The organism is Catellatospora vulcania (assembly GCF_009720385.1).
GTDB classification, from domain to species: Bacteria; Actinomycetota; Actinomycetes; order Mycobacteriales; family Micromonosporaceae; genus Catellatospora; species Catellatospora vulcania.
The window spans coordinates 16,677-39,967 of record NZ_WARX01000035.1 but is presented as its reverse complement, the minus strand read 5'-3'; the positions used below and the strand labels follow the sequence as shown (position 1 = coordinate 39,967).

At 72.1% G+C, this 23,291-nt stretch carries 18 protein-coding genes; 8 read left to right on the top strand and 10 right to left on the bottom strand.

Annotation, left to right across the window (positions count from 1 at the left end; genetic code table 11):
• Positions 1 to 4 precede the first annotated feature (4 nt).
• Complete coding sequence (locus tag F6W97_RS37900) at positions 5 to 880, bottom strand: HNH endonuclease (RefSeq protein WP_155375482.1); 876 nt, start codon at positions 878 to 880, stop codon at positions 5 to 7.
• Between the two features lie 293 nt (positions 881 to 1,173).
• The gene (locus F6W97_RS37895) at positions 1,174 to 2,487 is read right to left on the bottom strand and encodes a fibronectin type III domain-containing protein (RefSeq protein ID WP_155375419.1); all 1,314 of its coding nucleotides are present in this window, start codon (positions 2,485 to 2,487) and stop codon (positions 1,174 to 1,176) included.
• A gap of 410 nt (positions 2,488 to 2,897) precedes the next feature.
• Here F6W97_RS37895 and F6W97_RS37890 point away from each other — a divergent pair, with 410 nt between their 5' ends.
• From F6W97_RS37890 to F6W97_RS37880, 3 genes are read left to right on the top strand one after another with little or no spacing between them, the layout of a single operon-like run.
• On the top strand, positions 2,898 to 3,737 hold the full coding sequence (locus tag F6W97_RS37890; RefSeq protein WP_155375418.1) for a nitrilase-related carbon-nitrogen hydrolase: 840 nt from the start codon (positions 2,898 to 2,900) through the stop codon (positions 3,735 to 3,737).
• Between the two features lie 14 nt (positions 3,738 to 3,751).
• On the top strand, positions 3,752 to 5,158 hold the full coding sequence (hydA, locus tag F6W97_RS37885) for a dihydropyrimidinase (RefSeq protein ID WP_155375417.1): 1,407 nt from the start codon (positions 3,752 to 3,754) through the stop codon (positions 5,156 to 5,158).
• A 9-nt stretch (positions 5,159 to 5,167) separates the two neighbouring features.
• Positions 5,168 to 6,169, top strand: a complete 1,002-nt coding sequence (locus F6W97_RS37880; RefSeq protein ID WP_155375416.1) for a TIGR03842 family LLM class F420-dependent oxidoreductase — start codon at positions 5,168 to 5,170, stop codon at positions 6,167 to 6,169.
• Positions 6,170 to 6,290: 121 nt separating this feature from the next.
• Here F6W97_RS37880 and F6W97_RS37875 read toward each other — a convergent pair whose 3' ends face one another.
• Positions 6,291 to 7,205 carry a DMT family transporter gene (locus tag F6W97_RS37875; RefSeq protein ID WP_155375415.1) on the bottom strand — a complete coding sequence of 305 codons (915 nt, stop codon included), beginning with the start codon at positions 7,203 to 7,205 and terminating at the stop codon, positions 6,291 to 6,293.
• Between the two features lie 217 nt (positions 7,206 to 7,422).
• Between F6W97_RS37875 and F6W97_RS37870 the strand changes: the two genes are divergently transcribed.
• From F6W97_RS37870 to F6W97_RS37860, 3 genes are all read left to right on the top strand, one after another.
• The gene (locus F6W97_RS37870; protein ID WP_230687314.1) at positions 7,423 to 9,018 is read left to right on the top strand and encodes a Re/Si-specific NAD(P)(+) transhydrogenase subunit alpha; all 1,596 of its coding nucleotides are present in this window, start codon (positions 7,423 to 7,425) and stop codon (positions 9,016 to 9,018) included.
• A 3-nt stretch (positions 9,019 to 9,021) separates the two neighbouring features.
• Positions 9,022 to 10,485, top strand: a complete 1,464-nt coding sequence (gene pntB / locus F6W97_RS37865) for a Re/Si-specific NAD(P)(+) transhydrogenase subunit beta (protein WP_196279514.1) — start codon at positions 9,022 to 9,024, stop codon at positions 10,483 to 10,485.
• Between the two features lie 132 nt (positions 10,486 to 10,617).
• The gene (locus tag F6W97_RS37860; RefSeq protein ID WP_155375413.1) at positions 10,618 to 11,133 is read left to right on the top strand and encodes a mycothiol transferase; all 516 of its coding nucleotides are present in this window, start codon (positions 10,618 to 10,620) and stop codon (positions 11,131 to 11,133) included.
• Positions 11,134 to 11,208: 75 nt separating this feature from the next.
• Here the strand turns inward: F6W97_RS37860 and F6W97_RS37855 are convergent, their stop codons facing one another.
• Positions 11,209 to 12,348 (bottom strand): pyridoxal phosphate-dependent aminotransferase, encoded by a 1,140-nt coding sequence (locus F6W97_RS37855; RefSeq protein WP_155375412.1) that lies wholly within the window; start codon positions 12,346 to 12,348, stop codon positions 11,209 to 11,211.
• Positions 12,349 to 12,480: 132 nt separating this feature from the next.
• On the opposite strand from F6W97_RS37855, the gene F6W97_RS37850 reads away from it, so the two are divergent.
• Positions 12,481 to 14,265 (top strand): HSP90 family protein, encoded by a 1,785-nt coding sequence (locus tag F6W97_RS37850; protein WP_155375411.1) that lies wholly within the window; start codon positions 12,481 to 12,483, stop codon positions 14,263 to 14,265.
• Complete coding sequence (locus F6W97_RS37845; RefSeq protein WP_155375410.1) at positions 14,252 to 17,131, top strand: hypothetical protein; 2,880 nt, start codon at positions 14,252 to 14,254, stop codon at positions 17,129 to 17,131. Before F6W97_RS37850 ends, F6W97_RS37845 begins: the two co-directional genes overlap by 14 nt.
• Positions 17,132 to 17,143: 12 nt before the next feature.
• Here F6W97_RS37845 and F6W97_RS37840 read toward each other — a convergent pair whose 3' ends face one another.
• The 6 genes from F6W97_RS37840 to atzF all read right to left on the bottom strand — a co-directional run bounded on the left by F6W97_RS37840 (position 17,144) and on the right by atzF (position 23,187).
• Positions 17,144 to 17,521, bottom strand: a complete 378-nt coding sequence (locus tag F6W97_RS37840) for an AtzH-like domain-containing protein (protein WP_155375409.1) — start codon at positions 17,519 to 17,521, stop codon at positions 17,144 to 17,146.
• A 75-nt stretch (positions 17,522 to 17,596) separates the two neighbouring features.
• The gene (locus tag F6W97_RS37835) at positions 17,597 to 19,246 is read right to left on the bottom strand and encodes a regulator (RefSeq protein WP_230687313.1); all 1,650 of its coding nucleotides are present in this window, start codon (positions 19,244 to 19,246) and stop codon (positions 17,597 to 17,599) included.
• A gap of 46 nt (positions 19,247 to 19,292) precedes the next feature.
• Positions 19,293 to 19,991 (bottom strand): cysteine hydrolase family protein, encoded by a 699-nt coding sequence (locus F6W97_RS37830; RefSeq protein ID WP_230687312.1) that lies wholly within the window; start codon positions 19,989 to 19,991, stop codon positions 19,293 to 19,295.
• Between the two features lie 35 nt (positions 19,992 to 20,026).
• A complete protein-coding gene (gene biuH, locus F6W97_RS37825) occupies positions 20,027 to 20,755 on the bottom strand; it encodes a biuret amidohydrolase (RefSeq protein ID WP_155375408.1) in 729 nt (242 codons plus the stop codon).
• Positions 20,756 to 20,839: 84 nt separating this feature from the next.
• Positions 20,840 to 21,490 (bottom strand): GntR family transcriptional regulator, encoded by a 651-nt coding sequence (locus F6W97_RS37820; protein WP_155375407.1) that lies wholly within the window; start codon positions 21,488 to 21,490, stop codon positions 20,840 to 20,842.
• A gap of 71 nt (positions 21,491 to 21,561) precedes the next feature.
• A complete protein-coding gene (gene atzF / locus F6W97_RS37815) occupies positions 21,562 to 23,187 on the bottom strand; it encodes an allophanate hydrolase (protein WP_155375406.1) in 1,626 nt (541 codons plus the stop codon).
• Positions 23,188 to 23,291: the final 104 nt, after the last annotated feature.

The following is a 23,291-nucleotide window of genomic DNA, read 5'->3' as shown; positions in this document are numbered from 1 at the left end:
GGCGTCAGGCAGTCGTAGAGGCGGGCGCCGTTCGGTAAACGTGTTGATGATGCCAGGATAGGTAGGCAGTGCCAGGCTGTTTCGCGCCTGCGGGCAGTAGGAGCCGATCAAGCAGGGGCGGTCGCCCGAAGACTGCAGCTGCCGCAGGATCTTTCCTGGCGGCTCGTTCCTGCTCAGGCTTGACATGGATATGCATGCCGCCATTGACGGTGATCAGCCCAGTGTCGAAAGCGACGTCATGCGTAGGGCAGGCCGTCAAGCCATTCGCGGTGTCGAGTCTCTCCCTTGAGGTGCTGTCCCGCCACGGCTTGATGTGGCTTGCCACGAGCATTCGGCGGGCTCGCACTCCCTCGGCGGTCACCGAGAGCCCGCAGAACACGCAACGATGTTGGTGGTTGCGTATGACTGAGTCGGCGAACACGTGCTGGCCCACCCGCGCCTTAGCGACCAGCAGCCGTTCGGTGAACAGCGCCTCAAGCTCCGATGGCTGCGTCAGCATGTGGTGCGACTCGGCCTGGACAACAGTCTCCACCTCGGTCTCGCCGAGTTCCTCCTGGCCGAGAAGATCACCCGCAGTGGCCTCCAGCCCTAGGAAGTCGGGCAGCGCGTCTCGGTCGATCCCCACCTCGCGCGCGGCGCCAAGCAGCACGCAGTAGACGTGGGTCAGCAGACCGGGCGTGCCGAGCAGGTGCCGCGTGACGTCGAGGTCGTACCGTCCGCCGTGCGCGAGGCTGCCGTCTAGGTTGCCCATTTTCGCGACGATGCTGCGCTCGCCTCGGTGGAAGAGTGCGGCGAGCAGCGGAACCGGATTGGCTTCTCGCGGCGGCGGGCTACCGCGGTACGTCCTGTGCTCGACGAGCATGCTCGCGGCCAAGCACATGATCGTTTCGACCGATGTGAATACCACCTGCCGCTCGCCAGGGGCCAGGGCGGTACGGGCGGCGATGGCGCGCCATTGGTCCCGGGCAGCTTGTGGAGTCGGTTCGCAGTACTCGGCTGCCGTTGGCACAGATTGCCTCGCGTTGGGTGGTGGCCTCTAGGGGAACAAGGATCGTAGCCGGCCCGACGGCTACGATCCAGGTCGTGGCATGGCGGCTCACGAACGCTGCCTGGCCGCACCGGCGCAGCTTTTCGTGAGCGAGTGACGTCTAGACAGCAGTGCCAGTGGCCGGGTCAGGCCGGGTTGTCTGGCTCCACGGGCGGTTCCGGGTCCGGCGACGAGGCTTCCGGCGACGGCGAGGTCTCCGGCTCGCTCGGCGACGGGCTCGGCTCGGCGCTCGTCTCCTCCGGCGTCGGCGACGGCGGGTCGACCGGGGACGGCGGGCCCTGGGTCGGCGACGGCGGAGCCGGGGACGGCGAGGGGGGCGGCGGCGGGGACGCGGTCATCGCGGTGATCTGGTTGCTCGGGCCGGACTGCAGCCCGGCCGCATTGGACGCAATGATCACGAACGTGTACGAGGTCCCCGGCGCGAGCCCGGTGACGGTCGCGCTGGTGTTGGGGGTCCAGCCGATGAACTGGCCGTTCTGCAGGATGCGGTAGTACGAGACGCCACCCGAGCCGCCGTTGGCCGGGGGAGACCAGGCGAGCCAGACGTTGTGCTCGTCGGCGGCGACCGCGACCAGGTGGGTGGGCGCCGACGGGGCCACCGGCTTGGGCGGTGGCGGCGGCGCGCCGGGTCCGGTGGTGGCCGGGGCCGGCGGGGTCCAGCTGGGGGCGGGCGTGGGCAGGTTGGTGATCATCGGCGAGGGCAGCGGGCTGGCCGTCGGTGGCGCGGTCGGCAGCGTTACCGGCTGGCCGCTCTCGTCGGCCATCATCCCGGCGGACAGCATCGGGGACGGCAGCCCGTCGTTCATCGAGACAGGCTGGTCGTTGCCGGCCGGGCGGATGATAAGCACCAGCATGACGGTGATGGTGGCCAGCACGGCGACCGCGATCGCGACCAGCACCCGCCGGTCCGGGCCGGTCCGCGGCCGGTCGGCTTCGACTGCCTGCGGCGTGGCGACCGGGACGGGGTCTGCGGTCGGGGGGCGCACCTGCGCGGCGGGCCGGGACGCGAGCGCGGTCCGCTCGGTGGGGCCGGTGGCCGGGGTTTCGGCGGTGGCCAGTGCAGCGACGGCGGCGGGGTAGTCGGGCACGGCGTCGACGGCGGCTCGGGCGGCGAGCCAGTAGGAGGTCGCCAGCTCCAGGTGGATTTTGAGCTTCTGGGTGTTGCTGAATCCGACGACGGTGGGCAGGACGACCTGCTCCCAGGCGGACGCGGGCAGGGCCAGGCCTTGCCGCAGCGCGTCCCAGGTGGCGGCGAACTCCGTCCGGCCGACTTCCATCGCGTCGATGCGGTAGTCGTGGACGGCGGCGTCGAACTTGTCCAGCAGGTGCTGGTGGACCGCGGCCGTGGGTCGGCCTGCGGTGATGTCGGCCAGCAACTGACCTAACTGGACGACCAGGTCTCGAGCGCGCTGTGCCTGCGCGGGATGCGGCTGGGCCACCCGTGTTCTCTCCCCTGATCGGTGCCACGGCACGGTGAGGCCCGGCCGGAAACAGCGCAGAGCCGGTCAGGGGCCCGCGGGACCAAGATAAGCGACAGTTCGCCGGAAAGGAAACGCGTGTCGCGAACGAGACCTCATGACCCACGCTGCAGCGCTGGACGGCGGGGCAGTTAGCGGCGAACGGTTTGTAGGACAGTACAAACGGTTTAGGGGCGGGGTGGACTGATGTCGGACCTTGCGCCAATTCCTTCGCTGCCGCCGTGCCGGTTGACTCCAGACATGCCGACCTCGTCGTCCGCATCCGGCGCCGTGCGACGGGCCTGGTGGTGAGGAGCCCGTCGGCTCCGGCGGATCAGGCCGCGGGCGGGCGTCTCGCCGAGCCGAACCGCTAGCAGGACGGAGACCGCACCATGTCAGACATCATCCGTGCCGCGCTGGTCCAGACGACCTGGACCGGTGACAAGGAATCGATGATCAAGGCGCATGAGGAGTATGCGCGTCAGGCCGCCGCGCAGGGTGCGAAGGTGATCTGTTTCCAGGAGCTTTTCTACGGCCCGTATTTCTGCCAGGTCCAGGATGCGCAGTACTACTCCTACGCGGAGTCGATCCCGGGTTCGACGACGGAGCGGTTCCAGGCCCTGGCGCGGGAACTCGGGATGGTGATGGTCCTGCCGATGTACGAGCAGGAGCAGCCCGGCGTGCTCTACAACACCGCGGCGGTGGTCGACGCCGACGGCAGTTACCTGGGTAAGTACCGCAAGACCCATATTCCGCAGGTGAAGGGGTTCTGGGAGAAGTTCTACTTCCGTCCGGGCAATCTGGGTTATCCGGTGTTCGACACGGCGGTGGGCCGGGTCGGGGTGTACATCTGCTATGACCGGCACTTCCCGGAGGGCTGGCGGGCGCTGGGGCTCAACGGCGCGCAGATGGTGTTCAACCCGTCGGCGACCAGCCGCGGACTCTCCTCGTATCTCTGGAAGCTCGAACAGCCCGCGTCGGCGGTGGCCAACGAGTACTTCATCGGGGCGATCAACCGGGTCGGCATCGAGGACCTGGGCGACGACGACTTCTACGGCACCTCCTACTTCGTCGATCCCGAGGGCAAGTTCGTCGGTGAGCCAGCCGATGCGCACCAGCCGGAACTGGTGGTGCGTGACCTGGACATGGCGCTGCTGGCCGAGGTGCGGGACCGGTGGGCGTTCTACCGCGACCGCCGCCCGGACGCCTACGGCCCGCTGACCCAGGCCTGAGAGCGGAGACCCCTATGGCCATCCTCATCACCGGCGGCACCGTCGTCACCCCCACCGGCCGCCACGCCGCCGACGTGCTCGTCGACGGCGAGACGATCGCCGCCCTGTTCGCGCCGGGCCTCGCGCCCGTCGTGGCGGACGCGGAGGTCATCGACGCGACCGGCAAGTACGTCATCCCGGGTGGCGTGGACGCGCACACCCACATGGAGCTGCCGTTCGGCGGCACGTTCGCCTCGGACACCTTCGAGACCGGCACCCGGGCCGCGGCGTTCGGCGGCACCACCACGATCATCGACTTCGCGGTACAGCGTTCCGGCGAGAACGTGCACGAGGGCCTCGCCGCCTGGCACGCCAAGGCTGAGGGCAACTGCCATATCGACTACGGCTTCCACATGATCATTGGTGGGGTCGACGACGAGTCGCTGAAAGCCATGGACTCCCTGGTCGACACCGAAGGCATCAGCAGCTTCAAACTGTTCATGGCCTACCCCGGCGTCTTCTACAGCGACGACGGCCAGATCCTGCGCGCCATGCAGAAAGCCCGCGACAACGGCTCCATGATCATGATGCACGCCGAGAACGGCATCGCCATCGACGTCCTCATCGGCCAAGCCCTCACCCGCGGCGAAACCGACCCGATCAACCACGGCCTGACCAGACCCGCCGAACTCGAAGCCGAAGCCACCCGCCGCGCCATCTCCCTGGCCCAGGTCGCCGGAGACACCCCCCTCTACATCGTGCACCTGTCCGCCTCACAAGCCCTGCAAGCCGTCGCCGCCGCCCGCGACACCGGCCGCAACGTCTTCGCCGAAACCTGCCCCCAATACCTCTACCTCACCCTCGAAGACCAACTCGGCGCACCAGGCTTCGAAGGCGCCAAATGGGTCTGCTCAACGCCGCTGCGCTCCAAGCACGAGAGCCACCAGCGGGATCTGTGGCGCGGGCTGCGCAGCAACGACCTCGCGATCGTGTCGACGGACCACTGCCCGTTCTGCTTCAAGGACCAGAAGGAACTCGGCCTGGGCGACTTCTCGAAGATCCCCAACGGCATCGGCGGTGTCGAACACCGTGTAGACCTGCTCTACCAGGGCGTAGTCGACGGCAAACTGTCGCTGGAACGCTGGGTGGAGACGATCGCGGCCACCCCGGCGCGCATGTTCGGCCTCTACCCGCGCAAGGGCGCGATCGCGCCGGGCTCGGATGCCGACATCGTCGTCTACGACCCCAACGGCCGTACCCGGATCAGCGTCGACACCCACCACATGAACATGGACCACTCGGCCTACGAGGGCTACGAGATCGCGGGCAAGGTCGACACCGTCATCTCCCGGGGCAGCGTGCTGGTGTCCGGCGGGCAGTACCACGGCCGCAAGGGCCACGGCCGCTACCTGCCGCGCGGCCTGTCGAGCTACCTCGTCTAGGAGGGTTTCATGGACATCGGAGTCGTGTTCCAGCTCGATCCGCCGGCCCGACGCGTCGTCGAACTCGCCCGGCAGGCCGAGGCGGCCGGGTTCAGCCACGTGTGGTCGTTCGACTCGCACCTGCTGTGGCAGGAGCCGTACGTCATCTACAGCGCCATCCTGGCCGCGACCGAGAAGGTCATCGTCGGGCCGATGGTGACCAACCCGGGCACCCGCGACGTCACCGTCACCGCCAGCACCTTCGCCACCCTCAACGAGCTGTACGGCAACCGCACCGTCTGCGGCATCGGCCGCGGCGACTCCGCCCGGCGCACCCTCGGCCTGCCACCGATGAACCTGGCCGAGCTGCGCGAATCGGTGCACGTGATCCGCGAACTCGGCAACGGGCGGGAGATCGAGCACCGCGGGTCGTCGCTGCGCTTCCCGTGGGTGACGGACTCGCAGCTGGAGGTGTGGGTCGCGGCGTACGGGCCGAAGGCGCTGAAGCTGACCGGCGAGGTCGCCGACGGCTTCATCCTGCAACTGGCCGACCTCGACATCGCCGCCTGGATGATCAAGGCGGTGCGGGACGCGGCGGAGCGGGCCGGGCGGGACCCGATGGCGGTGAAGTTCTGCGTGGCCGCCCCGGCGTACGTCGGGGACGACCTGCCCTACCAGCGGGCGCAGACGCGCTGGTTCGGCGGCATGGTCGGCAACCACATCGCCGACATCGTGGCCCGCTACGGCGACACCGGGGCGGTTCCGCAGGCGCTCACTGACTACATCAAGGGCCGCAAGGGCTACGACTACGCCGAGCACGGGCGGGCCGGCAACAGCCACGCCGACTTCGTGCCCGACGAGATCGTGGACCGGTTCTGCGTGCTCGGTCCCGTTGAGGCGCACGTCGAGAAACTCGCCCGCCTCAAGGAGCTGGGCGTCGACCAGTTCGCGGTCTACCTGCAACACGACGCCAAGGAGGAGACCCTGCGCGCCTACGGCGAACAGGTCATCCCCGCACTCAGCGCTCTCTGAGCGGAGCTCCCCCTCCGCCCTAGGCGTTGGCCTGTCCGATCGAGTTTTAGTAGATCGAACTCGATCGGACAGGCCGACGTTCATGTAAAGCGGAGCGGTGGATGCGGTGCGCTCCGGGCGGTCAGCGGGTTCGGGGGGTGCGGCGGGAGAGGGCGACGCCGGCCAGGCACAGCGCGCCGCCCGCGAGCGCGAGCACCGGCGGCACCTCGCCGAGCAGCACCCACGCCATCACGATCGCGACCGCGGGCACCAGGTACGTCGTCGCGCCCAGCTTGCCCGCGGTGGTCCGGGCCAGCGCGTACGCCCAGGTGGTGAAGCCCAGCGCGGTCGGGAACACGCCCAGGTAGACCAGCCAGCCCACCGTCGACGGCTGCGCCGCGCCCAGTTCGCGGACCAGGGCCGGCGCGTACGGCAGGCAGCACACCGCCCCGATCACGCAGGCCAGCCAGGTGACCCGCAGCCCGGACAGCTCGGCGAGCAGCGGCTTCTGCGCGACCACGCCGACCGCGTACGACACCGCGGCGACCAGGCACAGCACTACGCCCCACATGTCCACGCCCGCGGTGGTGGACGTGGCGGTGCCGATCAGCACGACCCCGGCGAACGCGATGAGGCTGCCGGTGATCAGCGACCGCGGGAAGCCCTCGCCGAGCAGCAGCCCGGCCAGGATGGCGATCAGCAGCGGCCCGACGTTGACCAGCATCGCCGCGGTGCCCGCGTCGACCAGTCGCTCGGCCTGGTTGAGCGCGATGTTGTAGAGGCCGAACCAGATCACGCCGACGGTCAGCAGCCGCGGCCAGTGCCGACGGCTCGGCCACGGGGTGGGGGCGGCGGCGCGGCGGTCGTCGAGCAGCATCATCAGGCCCAGCACGACCGCGGCCACGATCAGCCGGCCCAGGGACAGGGCGCCGGCGGACAGCTCGCGTCCGACGTAGCGGATCGCCACGAACGCCGAGGCCCACAGCAGCACCGTCACCAGTGCGGCGGCGAGCGGCAGCAGCCGGTTGTCGGTACCCGGGGCAGTCTTGATCGTCATGGCTAGACCGTATGTCCACGACGGTTCGGCGTACGCCGAACGGTCACCGTCCCCGGCGTGTGGAGTTGGTAACTCGGGGTGGGCATCGATGCTCGCCGCACGGGGTGCCCGTCAAGTGTGGCTTCGATTACTCGGCGCGTTCATTGACGGCCGCAGCGTCGTGGCCACACGATGTCTGTCATCTCGATTGATCTAGTCAATGCCGACAGGAGTCGTGGTGGGACAGCATGACCTGCCGGAGCCGAACGGGCTCACGGGCACGAGAGAAGGTCCGGCCACGGCGCAACGGCTGGGCGTCGCCGCCGAGTCGGCCGCGGCGGAGACCCGGGTGGCGGTGACGCCGGCGGTGGTGCGGCAGCTCGTCGAACTCGGCTACGAGGTCGAGGTCGAGTCCGGCGCGGGCCGGCGTTCGAGCTTCTCCGACGACGCGTACGAGCAGGCGGGCGCGAAGATCTGCAGCCGCGACGACTGCTGGCAGGCCGACGTCCTGCTGAAGGTCAACCCGCCGTCGCCGGCGGAGGTCGACGCGCTGCGTCCGGGCACGACGCTGATCAGCCTGATCGGACCGGCCGTCAACCCGGAGCTGGTCGCGTCGCTGGCCCGCCGCGAGGTGAGCGTGCTGGCGATGGACGCGGTGCCGCGCATCTCCCGCGCCCAGTCGATGGACGTGCTCAGCTCGATGGCGAACATCGCCGGCTACCGGGCGGTGGTCGAGGCGGCGCACACCTTCGGCCGTTTCTTCGCCGGGCAGGTCACCGCCGCGGGCAAGGTCCCCCCGGCGAAGGTGCTGGTCGCCGGGGCCGGTGTCGCCGGGCTGGCGGCGATCGGCGCGGCCAAGAGCCTGGGCGCGATCGTGCGGGCCACCGACCCGCGGCCGGAGGTCGCCGAGCAGGTGCGCTCGATGGGCGGGGAGTTCCTGGCCGTGGCCGTCGAGCAGCAGGGCGGCGGCGACGGGTACGCCAAGCAGACCTCGGCCGACTACGACCGCCGCGCCTCGGAGCTGTACGCCGAGCAGGCCGCCGAGGTCGACATCATCATCACCACGGCGCTCATCCCGGGCCGTCCGGCCCCGCGGCTGCTGACCGCCGAGCACGTCGCGGGCATGCGTTCCGGCAGCGTCATCGTCGACATGGGCGCGGCCCAGGGCGGCAACGTCGAGGGCACGGTACCCGGCGAGCTGGTCGTCACCGACAACGGCGTGTCCATCATCGGGTACACCGACCTGCCGGCGCGGCTGCCCGCCCAGGCGTCGCAGCTGTACGCGACGAACGTGCTCAACCTGATGAAGCTGCTCACCCCGGGCCGCGACGGCCGGTTGACGCTCGACTTCGACGACGTCGTGCAGCGTTCCATGACGGTGGCCCGTGACGGCGAGGTGACCTGGCCCCCGCCGCCGGTGCAGGTGTCGGCGGCCCCGGCTGCCGCCGCGCCCGCGCCCGTCGCGGTCCCGGTCAAGAAGCCGCTGTCGTCGGGACGCGCCTTCGCCTACGTGGGGTTGGGCGCGGCGGCGCTGTTCGGGCTGACCGCGTTCGCGCCGAAGGAGTTCGTCGGCAACTTCACCGTGTTCGCGCTGGCCGTCGTCATCGGCTACTACGTCGTCGGCAAGGTGCACCACGCGCTGCACACGCCGCTGATGTCGGTCACCAACGCGATCTCCGGGATCATCGTGGTCGGCGCGCTGCTGCAGCTCGGGCAGGGCGGCAACCTCGCCGTCACCGTGCTCGCCGCCGCGGCGATCCTGCTGGCCACCGTCAACATCATCGGCGGGTTCGCCGTCACCCGGCGCATGCTCGGCATGTTCTCGAAGGGCTGATCCATGACCGCCATCACCGCCGTGCAGGCCGCGTACATCGTCGCCGCGCTGCTGTTCGTCCTGAGCCTGGCCGGGCTGTCCAAGCACGAGACGGCCCGGTCCGGGGTCGTCTACGGCATCTGCGGCATGACCGTCGCGCTCGCCGCCACCATCGCGCTGGCCACCCGCGACATCACCGCCGCGGGCGGGGCGCTGCTGGTCACCGCCATGCTGATCGGCGGCGGGATCGGGCTGTGGCGGGCCCGGGTCGTGCAGATGACCGGCATGCCCGAGCTCATCGCGATCCTGCACAGCCTCGTCGGGCTGGCCGCCGTGCTCGTCGGCTGGAACGGCTACCTGGAGGTCGCGCACGCGGCCCCGGCCGGGCTGACCGGTTCGCTGCTGCACATCCACCACGCCGAGGTGTTCGTCGGCGTCTTCATCGGCGCGGTCACCTTCACCGGCTCGATCGTGGCGTACCTGAAGCTGTCGGCGAGGATCGCGTCCCGGCCGCTCATGCTGCCCGGACGGCACGTGCTGAACCTCGGCGCGCTGGTCGCGTTCGTGGCACTGACCGTGTGGTTCGTCATCGCGCCGCAGCTGGGGCTGCTGATCGCGGTCACCGTGCTGGCGCTCGCGCTCGGCTGGCACCTGGTCGCCTCCATCGGCGGCGGCGACATGCCGGTCGTGGTGTCGATGCTGAACAGCTACTCCGGCTGGGCGGCCGCGGCGTCGGGCTTCCTGCTCGACAACGACCTGCTCATCGTGACCGGTGCGCTGGTCGGCTCGTCGGGCGCGTACCTGTCGTACATCATGTGCCAGGCGATGAACCGCTCGTTCGTGTCGGTGATCGCGGGCGGGTTCGGCACCGAGCAGGCCGCCGGGGCTGACGTCGACCTCGGCGAGCACCGGGAGACCTCGGCCGCCGAGGTCGCCACGCTGCTGCGCGACGCCACCTCGGTGATCATCACGCCGGGATACGGCATGGCCGTGGCACAGGCGCAGGCTCCGGTGGCGGAACTGACCCGGCTGCTGCGGGCGCGCGGAGTGCAGGTGCGGTTCGGCATCCACCCGGTCGCCGGGCGGCTGCCCGGACACATGAACGTGCTGCTGGCCGAGGCGGACGTGCCGTACGACATCGTGCTGGAGATGGACGAGATCAACGACGACTTCGCGGGCACGTCCGTGGTCCTGGTGATCGGGGCCAACGACACCGTCAACCCGGCGGCCGCCGACCCGGGCAGCCCGATCGCGGGCATGCCGGTGCTGCACGTCTGGGAGGCCGAACACGTGATCGTGTTCAAGCGGTCCATGGCGGCGGGCTACGCCGGGGTGCAGAACCCGCTGTTCTTCCGCGACAACACCCGGATGCTGTTCGGCGACGCCAAGGCGCGGGTCGAGGACATCGTCGGCGCGCTCGCCCCGGCGGTCGCCGCGCAGCGCGAGGGCGGCGACGCCCGCCGGGTGCCGGTGGCGGCGGGGCGGTAGGACCTTCCCGCTTCACGGTCTGCGTCCGCCACCTTCGCGATACTGTGCGAAGGTGGCGGACCGGACTTCGCGGACAGTCCGCGCTGCGGTTGTCCGATCGGCGGCCGCGGGCGTCAGGAAGGGCTGACTCGGGTGAATGTGGACGGCCTGCTCGTCGAGCTGTACGACCGGATCCCCGAGATGGTCCACGAGGCGGTCGACGGCCTGACCGCCGACCAGCTGCACTGGGCTCCGGCGCCGGGCGCGAACACCATCGGCTGGCTCGTCTGGCACCTCACCCGGATCCAGGACGACCACGTCGCGGACCTGCTCGGCGAGGATCAGCTGTGGGCCACGGGCCCGTGGGCGCAGCGGTTCGGGCTGCGGGCCAATCCCGGCGACACCGGCTACGGGCACACCGCCAAACAGGTCGCCGCGGTACGCCCGGACGGGCCGGACGTGCTGGTCGAGTACTTCGACGCGGTCGCCGCCCGCACCCGGGAGCTGCTGGGCGGGCTGAAGCCCAAGGACCTCGACCGGATCGTCGACGAGCGCTGGGACCCGCCGGTGAGCATGGGCGCGCGGCTGGTCAGCGTCGCCAACGACGACGTCGCGCACGCGGGCCAGGCGGCCTACATCCGCGGCCTGATGCGGACCGCCAAGCGCTGACCTGCCGCCGTCCTGGTGCACGGGGCCGGTCGGCGCTGAACGCCCGGCATAGCTCCGGTACGCCTGACGGCGAGGTCAGGCGGCCGACAGGGCCTCGGCGACCCGGTCCAGGGCGGTCCGGAAGTCCGCTGCAGGCAGGTGGCCGAAGCCGAGGCGGAAGACGCGGTCCGGCTCGCCGAACCAGCCGCCCAGCCCGACCCGGGTCTCCCGCTCGGCGAGGGCTTCGTAGAAGCGGCCGACCGCCTGGTCGTCGAAGCGGTCGGCGCGCAGCCGCAGGCAGCACAGCGCGCCGCCGTCGGGGCGCACGAACTCCACCGCGTCCCGGTGCTCGGCCGCCCACCGGTCGAGGGTGTCCAGCGCGGCGGCCAGCGCCCCGCGGCGCTCGCCGAGGATCTGCTCCTCCCGCCGCAGCACCTCGGCGGCCAGCAGCTCGTCCACCCCGGAGCCGGTGATCAGCGTGTTGAACTTCGCGATCCGCAGCGACTCGTACAGCGCGGGATCGGTGACGGTGAGCCAGCCGACCCGGATGCCGGGAGCACCGTGCGCCTTGGACACCGAGGAGCAGGTCACCACCCGCGGCGACAGGCTCGCGGTCGAGCGCGGCGCCGCCGCCGCACCGTAGCCGGCCTGCCGGTAGGTCTCGTCGACCAGCAGGACCGCCTGCGGGGCCCGCGCCTCGACCCGGTCGAGCAGAGCAAGCAGCTCCCGCTCGGTGAAGCGCACGCCGGACGGGTTCTGCGGCGAGGCCAGCGACACCAGCCGGGTCTCGGGCGTCAGCGCGGCCGCCACCGCGTCCACGTCGAGCCGGTATCCGTCGTCGAAGCTCAGCGCGACCGGTGTCACCCGGCAGCCGAGCGCGTCGAGGGCGGCCCGCGCGGGCGGGAAGCACGGCGTCAGCACGACCGCGTGATCCTCGGGCCGACAGAGCGTGAACGCCAGCAGGAACATGCCCGAGCTGCCACCGGCGGTCACCAGCACCTCGGCCGGCGACACGCCCGCTCCCGCGGCGATGAGCGCGCGCAGTTCCGTGTCGCCCTGGCTGGTGCCGTAGCCGATCTCGAGCGCGCCGAGCCGGTCGGCGGCGTCACCGTCGAGCAGCTCGCGCAGCCGCAGCGGGGGACACGTGCTCTCCGCCAGGTCGTACCGGACGGGCCGGTCCACCAGGTCCGACATCGACGCCGCGGGGAACCTCGCCGGGCCGTGGGAAGCGTTCATGAACATGATGATCCAGGCCGGCGGGCGCGGCTGACAGGACCAATACGCGACCGGTGGCTCGTGTCCTCGGGCAGCGGGCGTCGCCTGACGGCCGGTTACCGCAGGTGGACCCGCGCCGGTAGCCTCTGCCGGGTGAACCAGTCCTTCCAGGTCGACCTGCGCGGCATCGTCGATCTGCTCAGCCACCACCTCTACAGCAGCCCGCGGGTGTACGTGCGCGAGCTGATGCAGAACGCCGTGGACGCCATCACCGCCCGCCGGGCGCTGGCCCCGACCGCGCCCGCCTCGGTCTGGCTGGAGTCGCCGAAGACCACCGGCGACGGCACCCTGCGCGTGCACGACACCGGACTGGGCCTGACCGAGCAGCAGGTGCACGAGCTGCTGGCCACCATCGGCCGCAGCGGCAAGCGCGACGAGCTGGGCTTCTCCCGGCACGAGTTCCTCGGCCAGTTCGGCATCGGCCTGCTGTCGTGCTTCCTGGTCGCCGACGAGATCCGGGTGCAGACCCGGCACGAGGGCCACCCCACGGTGTACTGGACCGGTTTCGCCGACGGCCGCTACGAGACCAGGCCCGGCCCGGACCGGCAGGAGGTCGGCACGACCGTCACCCTGGTCCCGCGCCGCGACGCCACCGACTGGCTCGACGCGGCCCGGGTGCGCGACCTGGCGGCGCTGTTCGGCGAGATGCTGCCCTACCCGGTGCGCGTGGACGGCGACCTGGTCACCGCGGAGACGCTGCCCTGGCAGGCCGGGCGCGCCGAACTGCTCCGGACGGCCGAGCAGACGTTCGGCTTCACCCCGTTCGACACGATCGCGCTGAACGTGCCCGAGGCGGGCCTGACCGGCGTCGCGCTGGTGCTGCCCACTCCCGCGAACCCGGCCGCGAAGTCGGGCCACCGCGTCTACCTCAAACGCATGCTGCTGGCCGAGGGCGCCGAGGACCTGCTGCCCGAGTGGGCGTTCTTCGCCCGCTGCATCGTCGACGCGTCCGAACTGCGCCCCACCGCCAGCCGCGAGGCCCTCTACGAGGACGGCCTGCTGGAGTCGGTGCGCGAACAGCTCGGCGCGCAGCTGCGCGGCTGGCTGGTGAACCTGGCCAACTCCGACGCCGACCGGATGCACCGCTTCCTGGCCGTGCACCACCTGGGCGTCAAGGCCCTGGCCATGCACGACGAGGAGATGCTGCGCGTCGTCGACCAGTGGTGGCCGATGGAGACCAACATGGGCCGGATGCCGCTGGAGGAGTTCCGCCGCCGCCACGGCACCGTCCGCTACAGCGCGAACAACGACGAGTTCCGCCAGCTCGCGGCGGTCGCCGCGGCACAGGGCCTGGCGGTGGTCAACGGCGGCTACACCTTCGACGCGGAGCTGATCGAACGCCTGCCGCTGCTCGACAACACGATCATGGTGGACCGGCTCGACCCGAGCGACCTGTCCACCCGCTTCGACACCCTCGACCCGGCGGCCGAGCTGGCGCTGCGCCCGTTCACGGCCGCCGCCCAGCGGGCCATGGACCCGCTGGGCTGCGAGGTGGTGGTCCGCGCGTTCGACCCGCCGAGCATGCCGGCGCTGTACCTGACCGACCGCCACGCCACGTTCCAGCGGCGGCTGCGCGAGACCGCCCAGGTCTCCGACGACCTGTGGGCGGGTGTGCTGTCGACGTTCGAGAAGGCCGAGGCGCAGGTGCGCCCGCAGCTGGTGCTCAACCACCGCAACCCGCTGGTACGCCGGATGAGCGCGCTGCCGAGCCCGGCACTGGTCGCCGTCACCGTGTCCTCGCTGTACGGGCAGGCGCTGCTGTACGGCCACCACCCGCTGCGCCCCGCGGACATGGCGCTGCTGAACCGCTCGTTCCTCGACCTGATCGACCTGGCCCTGCCCAACGCCGCCCCCGGGAGCACTGATGACGACGTATGACGAGGTCCACGACCTGATCCACCGCTCCTGGGACACCCCGGACGGCCCGGCCCGGGTCGCGGTCGTGGAGCAGGTGCTGGCCAAGGCCGAGGCGCTCGGCGACCCGGACCTGCTCTACGCGGCGCACGCGGCGGCGACCAGCGGCTACCACCAGAGCGGCGAGCCGATGAAGGCGATGATGACGTTCGCCCGCTGCGTGGCCGACTACGACGCCGACCCGGGGCGGCGCAGCCACCACGACGAGCACCTGCTGCTGTGGCACTTCAAGCACATCGTGTCGTCGATGACACTGTTCCCGCAGCTGTCCCTCGACCGCACGATGGCGGTGCTGGACGACATGCAGCGCCGCTACCAGGCGGGCGGGCACAGCATGCAGGCGGTGTACGCGTACCGCCACGACGTCGCGGCGCACCTGGGCGACACCGAGCAGGCCGACCACTGGTACCGGCTGTGGGACACCGCGCCGCGTGACGCGCTGTCGGACTGCGCGGGCTGCGACCCGTCGTCCAAGGCGCACCACCTGGCGTGGCGCGGCCGTGACGAGGACGCGATCGCGCTCGCGCAGGACGCGCTCACCGGCCGGCTGACCTGCTCCGAGCAGCCGCACGGCATCCTGACCACGCTGCTGTTCCCGTACCTGCGCACCGGCCGGCTCGACGAGGCCCGCGACGCGCACCGGCGCGCCTACCGCGCGCTCGACGACAACAAGGCCGAGCTGGGCCGGGTCGCCCGGCACGTCGAGTTCTGCGCCGCGACCGGCAACGAGCTGCGCGGCCTGGAGCTGATCGAGCGGCACCTGCCGTGGCTGGAGCAGGCCCCGACGCCGAAGACGGAGATGGAGTTCGCGGCCGCCGCGGCGCTGGTGCTGCGCCGGCTGACCGACGACGGGCAGGGCGACCTGGTGGTGCGCCGCGCGGCGGGGGAGATCTCCGCCGCCGCGCTGGGGCGGCAGCTGCGCGAGCGGGCGACCGCCCTGTCGCTGCGGTTCGACGAGCGCAACGGCAACACGTACCAGAGCACCCGCATCGCCGCGCTGATCGACGCGAAGCCGCTGGTGGCATACCTGCCGCTGTCGGTCACCGCCGCCCGCGCCGCGTCGTCGGCCCCCGCCGCGCAGACCGAGCCCGCCGCCGCGGCGCCGTCCGGCGACGACCTGATCGAGTTGCCGGTGGACCTGTCGCTGGACGGCGCGCTGGACCTTGTCGACGACCTGTTCCACGCCGAGGAGCAGGCCAAGGCCCGCGCCCTGACCGAGCTGCTGCTCACCGCGTACGACGGCGGGGCGCTGACCGACGTGCAGCGCGGGCGGCTGGCCCGGCTGCGCGCGGTGGCGCTGCCCGACGATGAGCTGCAGGCGACCGCGGACGCGTTCGCCGAGGCCGTGGCGGCGTTCGAGCGGGCCGGCGACCAGGCCCGCGAGTACGCGGCCCGGCTGCAGTGGCAGATCGCGATGCTGCAGCTGACCGGCGACGGCTCGCTCGTGCCGGCCGTGTTCGAGGCCGCGGAGCTGGCCGTGGCCGCCAACACCGAGCCGAAGCAGCGCCGCGCCGCGCTGGTGCGGGCGGCGTGGGTGGCCGCCGCGTCCGGTGAACTCGACCGGGCCACGTCCCTGCTGGACCGGGCCGAGGCCGAGCCCGGCCCGCTGCCGCCGGCCCGCCACGCCAGCATCCTGCACCTGCGCGCCGGTGTGCTGCAGGCCCAGGAACGCATCGAGGAGGCCGCCCAGCAGGTCCGCGCGGCGGCGACGCTGCTGCGCGGCACCGCCCACCGCGACCAGCTCGCGAACCTGCTGCGGGCGCTGGCCGACCTGCTCGGCCGCCTCGGCGACCACAGCGGCGCGATCGCCGCGTTCGAGGAGGCCGCCGCCGTGGCGCAGGACCCGGAGCTGCGCCGCAGCGCCCGCGCGAACGCGGGGTTCATGCTCGTCACGACCGACCGCGCGGGCGAGTTCGTCGACGACATCGTCGAGCACGTGTGCGTGATGGAGGCGCAGGGCGCGCCCGGCGCCGCCGCGTACACCCGGCACCGGCTGGCGCTGGCACTGGGCACCACGGGCCGGTTCACCGAGGCGGCTGAGGTCGCCGAGGAGGCGTTGTCGTGGTTCCTCGCCCAGCGCGACCCCGAGCACGCCGACATGATCGTGGAACTGCGTGACATCCTGTCGCGCACGTACGGGCAGCTCGGCGAGGTCCACGTCGCGGTCGGGCAGCTGGACGCGCTGCTGGAGCTGGTCGGCGGCGTGGACCGGCTGCAGTACCGGGCCGACGTGCTGGAGCGCGCCGGGGAGCTGCTGTGGCAGGTCGACCGCGACGCCGAGGCCGCCGACCGGTTCGACGCGGCCGCCCAGGCGTACGGGCAGGCCGATCTCGCCCTGGCCACCGTGCACGCCCGCCGCCGCCAGGTGATGGCGCTGTTCCACGCCGGGCGCAAGGACGAGGCGGCCACCCTGGCCGGGCAGCTCGCCGAGCTGATGGCGGTCACCGAGGTGTCTGCCGACGAGCAGCCCGGGTTCACCTGGGAGCGGGCCATGGCCGGGTACGAGGCGGCGCAGGTGCTGTCCGACAGCGACGAGCCGGACCACGACGCGGCGGTGGCCCGGGTCGCGCCGTCGGCCGGGCTGTTCCGGTCCATCGGCGCGTTCGGGGAGGCCGCGCTGGCCGAGCTGCGCCACGGGCAGGTGCTGGTCGTGTCCGGCCGGGCCGCGGCGGGGGAGGCCGAACTGCGCCGGGCGCTCGACGCGCTGCCGGCCGAGCACGGCGCCCGCCGCGAGGCCGCCGCCTGGCTGGCCCGCGCACTCGACGACCAGGGCGATTCCCGCCAGGCCCGGAAGGTGCGCGAGGAGCACGGCCTGCCCGAACCCGAGTGACCTCCGCGGCGCTCAGGAGGGCTGGTGCGAGACGTGCGCGTGCACGATGCGCCAGCCCTCGGGCAGCCGTGCCCAGGTCTGCGACTGCCGCCCGGTGACCTCGCTGCCGGCGTACCCGAAACAGGTGGTGACCACCGCGTAGCCGTCGCCGAACGTGCTGATCAGGGTGTCGTGCAGGGTGCGGCCGGGCGGCAGCGGCGGCTGGGCCGCGCGCCACGCGTGCTGCCGCGCCCAGCCGGTCTGCCGGTCGGCGATGCCGAACCGCACCGTGCCGGGGCTGTCGTGGAAGAACGACATGATCTCGTCCGGGTCGTTGACGCCCAGCGCCTTCTCGTAGGCGGCGAACACGGCGGCCACCTCGGCGATCACGTCGGGCCGGTCCAGCTCCATGGGTACTCCTGACTGGTGGTGCCGCCTTCCGGCACGGGTGCGGCTCCCGTGCCGGAAGGCGGCGGGTGAGCCGGATCAGGCCGCGGCCGCGGCCCGGTCCGGCTCCGCCGCAACGGCCGGCGCCGGCGAGACCGGCGCGGGTGCGTCCGCGCCGCCGTGCAGCCGGTCGAGGGCGAGTTCCTCGGGGTCGGGTTCGCGCGGGGAGTGCCTGCCGAAGTAGAAGATCGCGCAGACCACCGCGACGAACAGGTAGCCCAGCGACACCGGCCCGTTGGCGTTCCACTCGACCTTCTCGCCGTGGATCAGCCCGACGAACGTGAGCAGCGTGCCGACCAGGGCGAAGATCCCGGCGTGCAGGAACTTCTTGTCGATGATGAACACCACGATCGCGCCGAGCACCAGGCCCGCCAGGATCGCGCCCTGCCCGAGCACCAGCAGGCCGTGGTAGACCACGCCCGCCCCGGCCAGGGCCTGGTCGCCGACGGTGGCGGCCGAGGTGCCCGCCGCGGCGAGCGCGTTGTCGATCTGCCCGGTGGCCCAGGACGCCAGGTTGGGGATGAGTGCCGCGACCACGGCGGCGGCGTGGGCGCGCGGGGTGGCCTGGAACGCCTGCGCGCCGATGAGCAGGCCGATGTAGAGCAGGATCGGCACGATCGCCGCGGTCGGGAAGATCGCCGCGAGCAGCCCGAACATGCCCAGGAAGCACAGCAGCGCGATGACGATGCCGGTGGCCATGGAGTAGCCGGTGCGGCCGCCCGCGGCCTTCCAGCCGGGATGCCCGACGTACACGGCGGGAGGGAACGGCGAGCCGAGCATCGAGCCGATGACCGCCCCGGTGCCGTCGGCGAGCAGCACGCTGCGCAGGTTGTAGTTGTCGCCGGCGGTGGCGGCGCTCTCCACGTTGGTCATCGCCTCGGTGAAGTTGTAGACGCCCAGCGGGATCGCGGTGGCCAGCAGCGGGGCCATCTCCTTGAGCCCGGCGAAGAGCAGGTCGAACTTCAGGTCGGGCACGGCGAACGCGATGGTCTTCGCGGCGGCGGTGACGTCGGGCACCGACATGACCCCGCCGATCCAGCCGATCGCGGTGCCCAGCAGCAGCGCGGCCAGGCCGATGGGGAAGTTGAACGGCAGCTTGACGTCGGTCATCAGTCCGATCAGCAGCAGCGCGAACACCGGCAGCGCGACCCAGGCCAGGTCCCACATGCGCCCGGCGGGGTTCATCGAGATGAACGTGATGGAGATGCCCGCCAGGGTGCCGAGCAGCGCGGCGCGCGGGGTGTACTTGCGGATGTACGGGCCGACGAACGCGCCGATCAGCACGATGACGCCGATGATGAACGCCCAGGCCACCCCGGCCTGCCAGGCCAGCAGCGGGTCCTTGGTCTTCAGGTAGATCGGCAGCATGATCACGAAGATGACGATGAACATGTGCGGCACGCTGGGCCCGTACGGCAGCGCGGTGACGTCGGTGCGGCCCTCCTTGGCGGCCAGGCGGCGGGCCAGGATCGTGTAGTACACGTTGCCGAAGACCAGGGCGATGCCCAGCGCGGGCAGGATCGTGCCGAACACCGCGCCCTCGGACAGGTTGATCACGAACAGGCACAGCGTGGTCAGCGTCAGCACGTTGACGAGCACGTTCACGCCGAAGCCGAAGAAGGCGTTGGTGTCGCCGCGGACCCAGTGCGGCAGTTTCGCGGCCGGTGCCGCGGGGGCGGATGTGGTCATGGGCGTCCTGCTTTCGAGGCGGGGGAGTTCGAGGCGGGGGAGAGGGTCAGGCGGCTTGCGGCAGTGCGGCGCTGCGCTGCAGCGCCCCGATGAAGGCCGGTGACTTCGCCACCCAGCCGAAGATCCCGCCCTGGGCGGCGATCATCTGGAGCCCGACCCGCTGGAACTCCGGGAAGTACGAGCCCACGCAGTCCGACAGCACCAGGCACTCGTAGCCGCGGTCGTTGGCCTCCCGCACGGTGGTGTGCACGCACACCTCGGTGGTGACCCCGGTGACGATGAGGCTGCGGACGCCCCCGCTCTCCAGCAGCTGGCCCAGCTCGGTGGCGTAGAACGCGCCCTTGCCCGGCTTGTCGATCACCGGTTCGCCGGGCAGCGGGGCGAGCTCGTCGACGATGTCGTGGCCGTACTCGCCGCGGATCAGGATGCGGCCCTTGGGTCCCGGGTCGCCGATGCGCATCGACGGCGCGCCGCGGTGCAGTTTCGCGGGCGGGCAGTCCGACAGGTCGGGCAGGTGCCCCTCGCGGGTGTGGATGATCGTCAGGCCGACCGCGCGGCATGCGCCGAGCAGGGCCTCGGTCGGCGCGATCGCCGAACGCAGCTGGTTGACGTCGTTGCCCAGCGTCTCCCCGAACCCGCCGGGTTCCAGGAAGTCCCGCTGCATGTCGATGACCAGCAGGGCGGTGGTCGCAGGGTCGAAGGTGTACGGCGACGGCATCGCGTCGACGGTGGCGTGGGTGCTCAAAGGGGTGCTCGCCTTCTGTGAGGCGGAACGGTGCGTCAGGAGGTGGTGGTGGCCGCGATGACGTCGTCGGACGTCGCGACGCAGCCGAAGACGCCGCCCTGCATGGTGACCATGTGCAGGGCCGCGGCGTGGTTGCCGGGGTCGGTGGCGCCGGTGCAGTCCGACAGGATCAGGCACTCGTAGCCGCGGTCGTTGGCCTCGCGCATGGTGGTGTGCACGCAGACGTCGGTGGTGATGCCGGTCAGGATCAGGTGCGTGATGCCGCGGGTACGCAGCACCAGGTCCAGGTTGGTGGCGTAGAACGCGCCCTTGCCGGGCTTGTCGACGATGACCTCGCCCGGGGCCGGGGCGACCTCGGGCACGATCTCCCAGCCGGGCTCGCCCTTGATCAGGATGCGGCCGCACGGGCCGGGCCCGCCGATCTCCGCGCCGATCTGCGCCGAGCGCCAGCGCTTGTTGGCGGGCAGGTCGGACAGGTCCGGGTCGTGGCCCTCGCGGGTGTGCACGACCAGCATGCCCAGCGAGCGCACGTGGTCGAGCAGCTTGGCGGTGGCGGGCAGCCCGGCCCGGGTCAGCGCGATGTCGTAGCCCATCGCGTCGACGTAGCCGCCCGGCCCGCAGAAGTCGGTCTGCCAGTCGATGCACAGCAGTGCCGTCCGCGCGACGGGCACCGACCCGTCGTACGGCCACCGGTACGGCTCGGCCTGCACCGGCCCGATGCGTACGCCGGTCGGCGGATCAGGTTGGGGCACCAGGGTTTGCATACTGTCGATTGTCGACCGAACTGTTTCGCGGTCTGGTCGGCTCGGTAACGTGTGCATTGCCTGGTGCCCCGATGGGGCGCGGGGCTAGAGATAGGACCTTGCGCCGTGGCCCGCGAGTGCGGTGAGGACCGCGGCCGGGTCGCCGGTCGCGACCGCCTCCAGCAGGCGTTCGTGCCGGTGCACCCCGTCGTCGGCGTGCGCCAGCTCCGCCTCGCGGCGCAGGTTGATCGCCATGTACAGCTGGAGCTTCACCAGGATCGACTCGTAGATCGCGGTGAGCTGCCCGTTGCCCGACAGCGCGACCAGGCTCACGTGGAAGGCCCGGTGCGCGTTGGCGACCTCCAGCTGGTCCCCGGTCGCGGCGGCCTCCCGCATCCGGTCCACGGCCGCCCGCAGCCCGTCGAGCTTGACCGGGGTGCGCAGCGCCTGCTCGACGGCGTGGCGTTCCAGCATGTCGCGCACCGCGTACAGCTCCTGCACGTCCCGGTCGGACAGGGTGGCCACCCGCGCCCCGCGCCGCGGCACGTGCTCGACCAGTCCCTGCTGCCCCAGCAGCCGCAACGCCTCGCGCAGCGGGGCCCGGCTGATGCCGAGGCGGCGGGTCAGCTGCTCCTCGACCAGGCGCTCGCCCGGCTCGGAGCGCCCGCTGAGGATCTCGCGGCGCAGCCGGGTCACCGCGAGCTCGACCAGGCTGTAGCTCTCGATCTCACCGTTCGCCGGGGCCGTGTCCGTCACGGCACCGAGTGTGCCAGCACCCCGCCGCCGGGCGATCACGCGGCCGGGATCGGGTGCGTGGCCGAGTGCCGTCACGGCGCGACCGGGTTGTTGGCCGCCCGCCACCCGCCGAAACGGGTGATGTCGGCCGCGCTGCCCAGCCGCAGGGCCTCGGCGATGAAGCCGGTCACCTCGCTGCCGTCGTCGAGCACGACCCGGCCCAGCCCCAGCGGCGCGGGCACGCTGCCCAGCAGCGCACCCAGGCCCTGTTCGGGCAGGTCGTACACCTCGACCGCGATGCCGCCCGCGGGCCCGTCACCGGTGTGCACGAGCGCCGGGCGGTGCACGCCGGGGCCGGACAGGTGGTAGAGCCGGTAGCCGCCGGCCGTGCGGGCCCGGTAGGCCAGCCGCGCACCCAGGCCGAGCAGTTGCGGGTGCAGCGGCATCCCGGTCAGATGGGCGCCCACCACCGCGACCCGCGCCCCTGCCGGAGCCTGCTCCGCAGGCTGCCCACCGGTCCAGCGTTCCGCCAGGTCCAGCAAGGGCTCGTCGGCGAACGCGGGCGCGATCAGCTGCACCCCGAACGGCAGGCCGTCGTCGCGGTCCCCGGCGGGCACCGCGACCGCGCACAGGTCGAGCAGGTTCACGAAGTTGGTGTACGTGCCCAGCCGCGAGTTCACCGCCACCGGCGCGGCCGCCACCTCGTCGAACGTCGGATGCCCCGGGGTGACCGGCAGCAACAGCGCGTCAATGTCGTGCCAGACGTGCTCGGTGGCCCGGCGCAGCGCCGCGAGGCGGTCCGCGGCGGCGAACGCGTCCGCGGCGCGCAGGTCGCGTCCGGGCAGCACGATGCCGCGCACGGTCGGGTCCAGGTGCGGCCCGTCGGGGTCGAGCAGGTCACCGAACGCCGCCCAGCGCTCGGCGACCCACGGGCCCTCGTAGAGCAGCCGCGCGGCGGCCAGGAACGCCGACACGTCCACCGGCACCAGGTGCGCCGCGACGCCGCGAGCATGGTCGAGGGCCCGCTGCCAGGCCGCGGCGTGCGGCGGGTCGAGGTCGAGATCCCCGGCGGGCACGCCGATGACGCGCATCCGCGCGGCGACCCCCGGCGGTGGCAGCGGCGGGCGTGGCCGCGACCACGGATCGTCGAGGTCGTAGGCGGCCAGCGCGTCCAGGGCCGTCCTGGCCTCGGCGACGGTCCGGGTGAACGTGGTCACGCAGTCCAGCGAGCGGCAGGCGGGCAGCAGGCCGGTGGTGGAGACCAGTCCCCGGGTCGGTTTGAGCCCGACGAGGCCGTTGAACGCCGCGGGCACCCGCCCGGACCCGGCCGTGTCGGTGCCCAGGGCGAGATCGGCCTCACCGGTCGCGACGGCGATCGCGCTGCCGGAACTGCTGCCGCCGCTGATGTGCGCCGGATCGGCGACGCTGTGGCAGGCCCCGTACGGCGTGCGCGTGCCGACCAGGCCGGTGGCGAACTGGTCCATGTTGGTCTTGCCGACCGGGATCGCGCCCGCGTCGACCAGCCGGGTCACCGCGACCGCGGACGACGCGGCCGGGGTGTCCAGCGCGGGGCAGGCGGCCGTGGTCGGCACCCCGGCCAGGTCGAGGTTGTCCTTGATGGCCAGCCGCGCGCCGGCCAGCGGGCCGCCGGGGCTGGCCCGCCGGTACGCGTCGACGGCGGCGTCGGGGAGTCTGGTGATCCAGAGGGGTTGTCCCATGGCGTGGCTCCGATCGGAGTCGGGCGGCCGCGCCTGCCACCTCGACGGGTGGCCGTGCGCCGGTCCACGCCGCGCCGTGGGAGGGCTGCGGTCCGCGGGTCCAA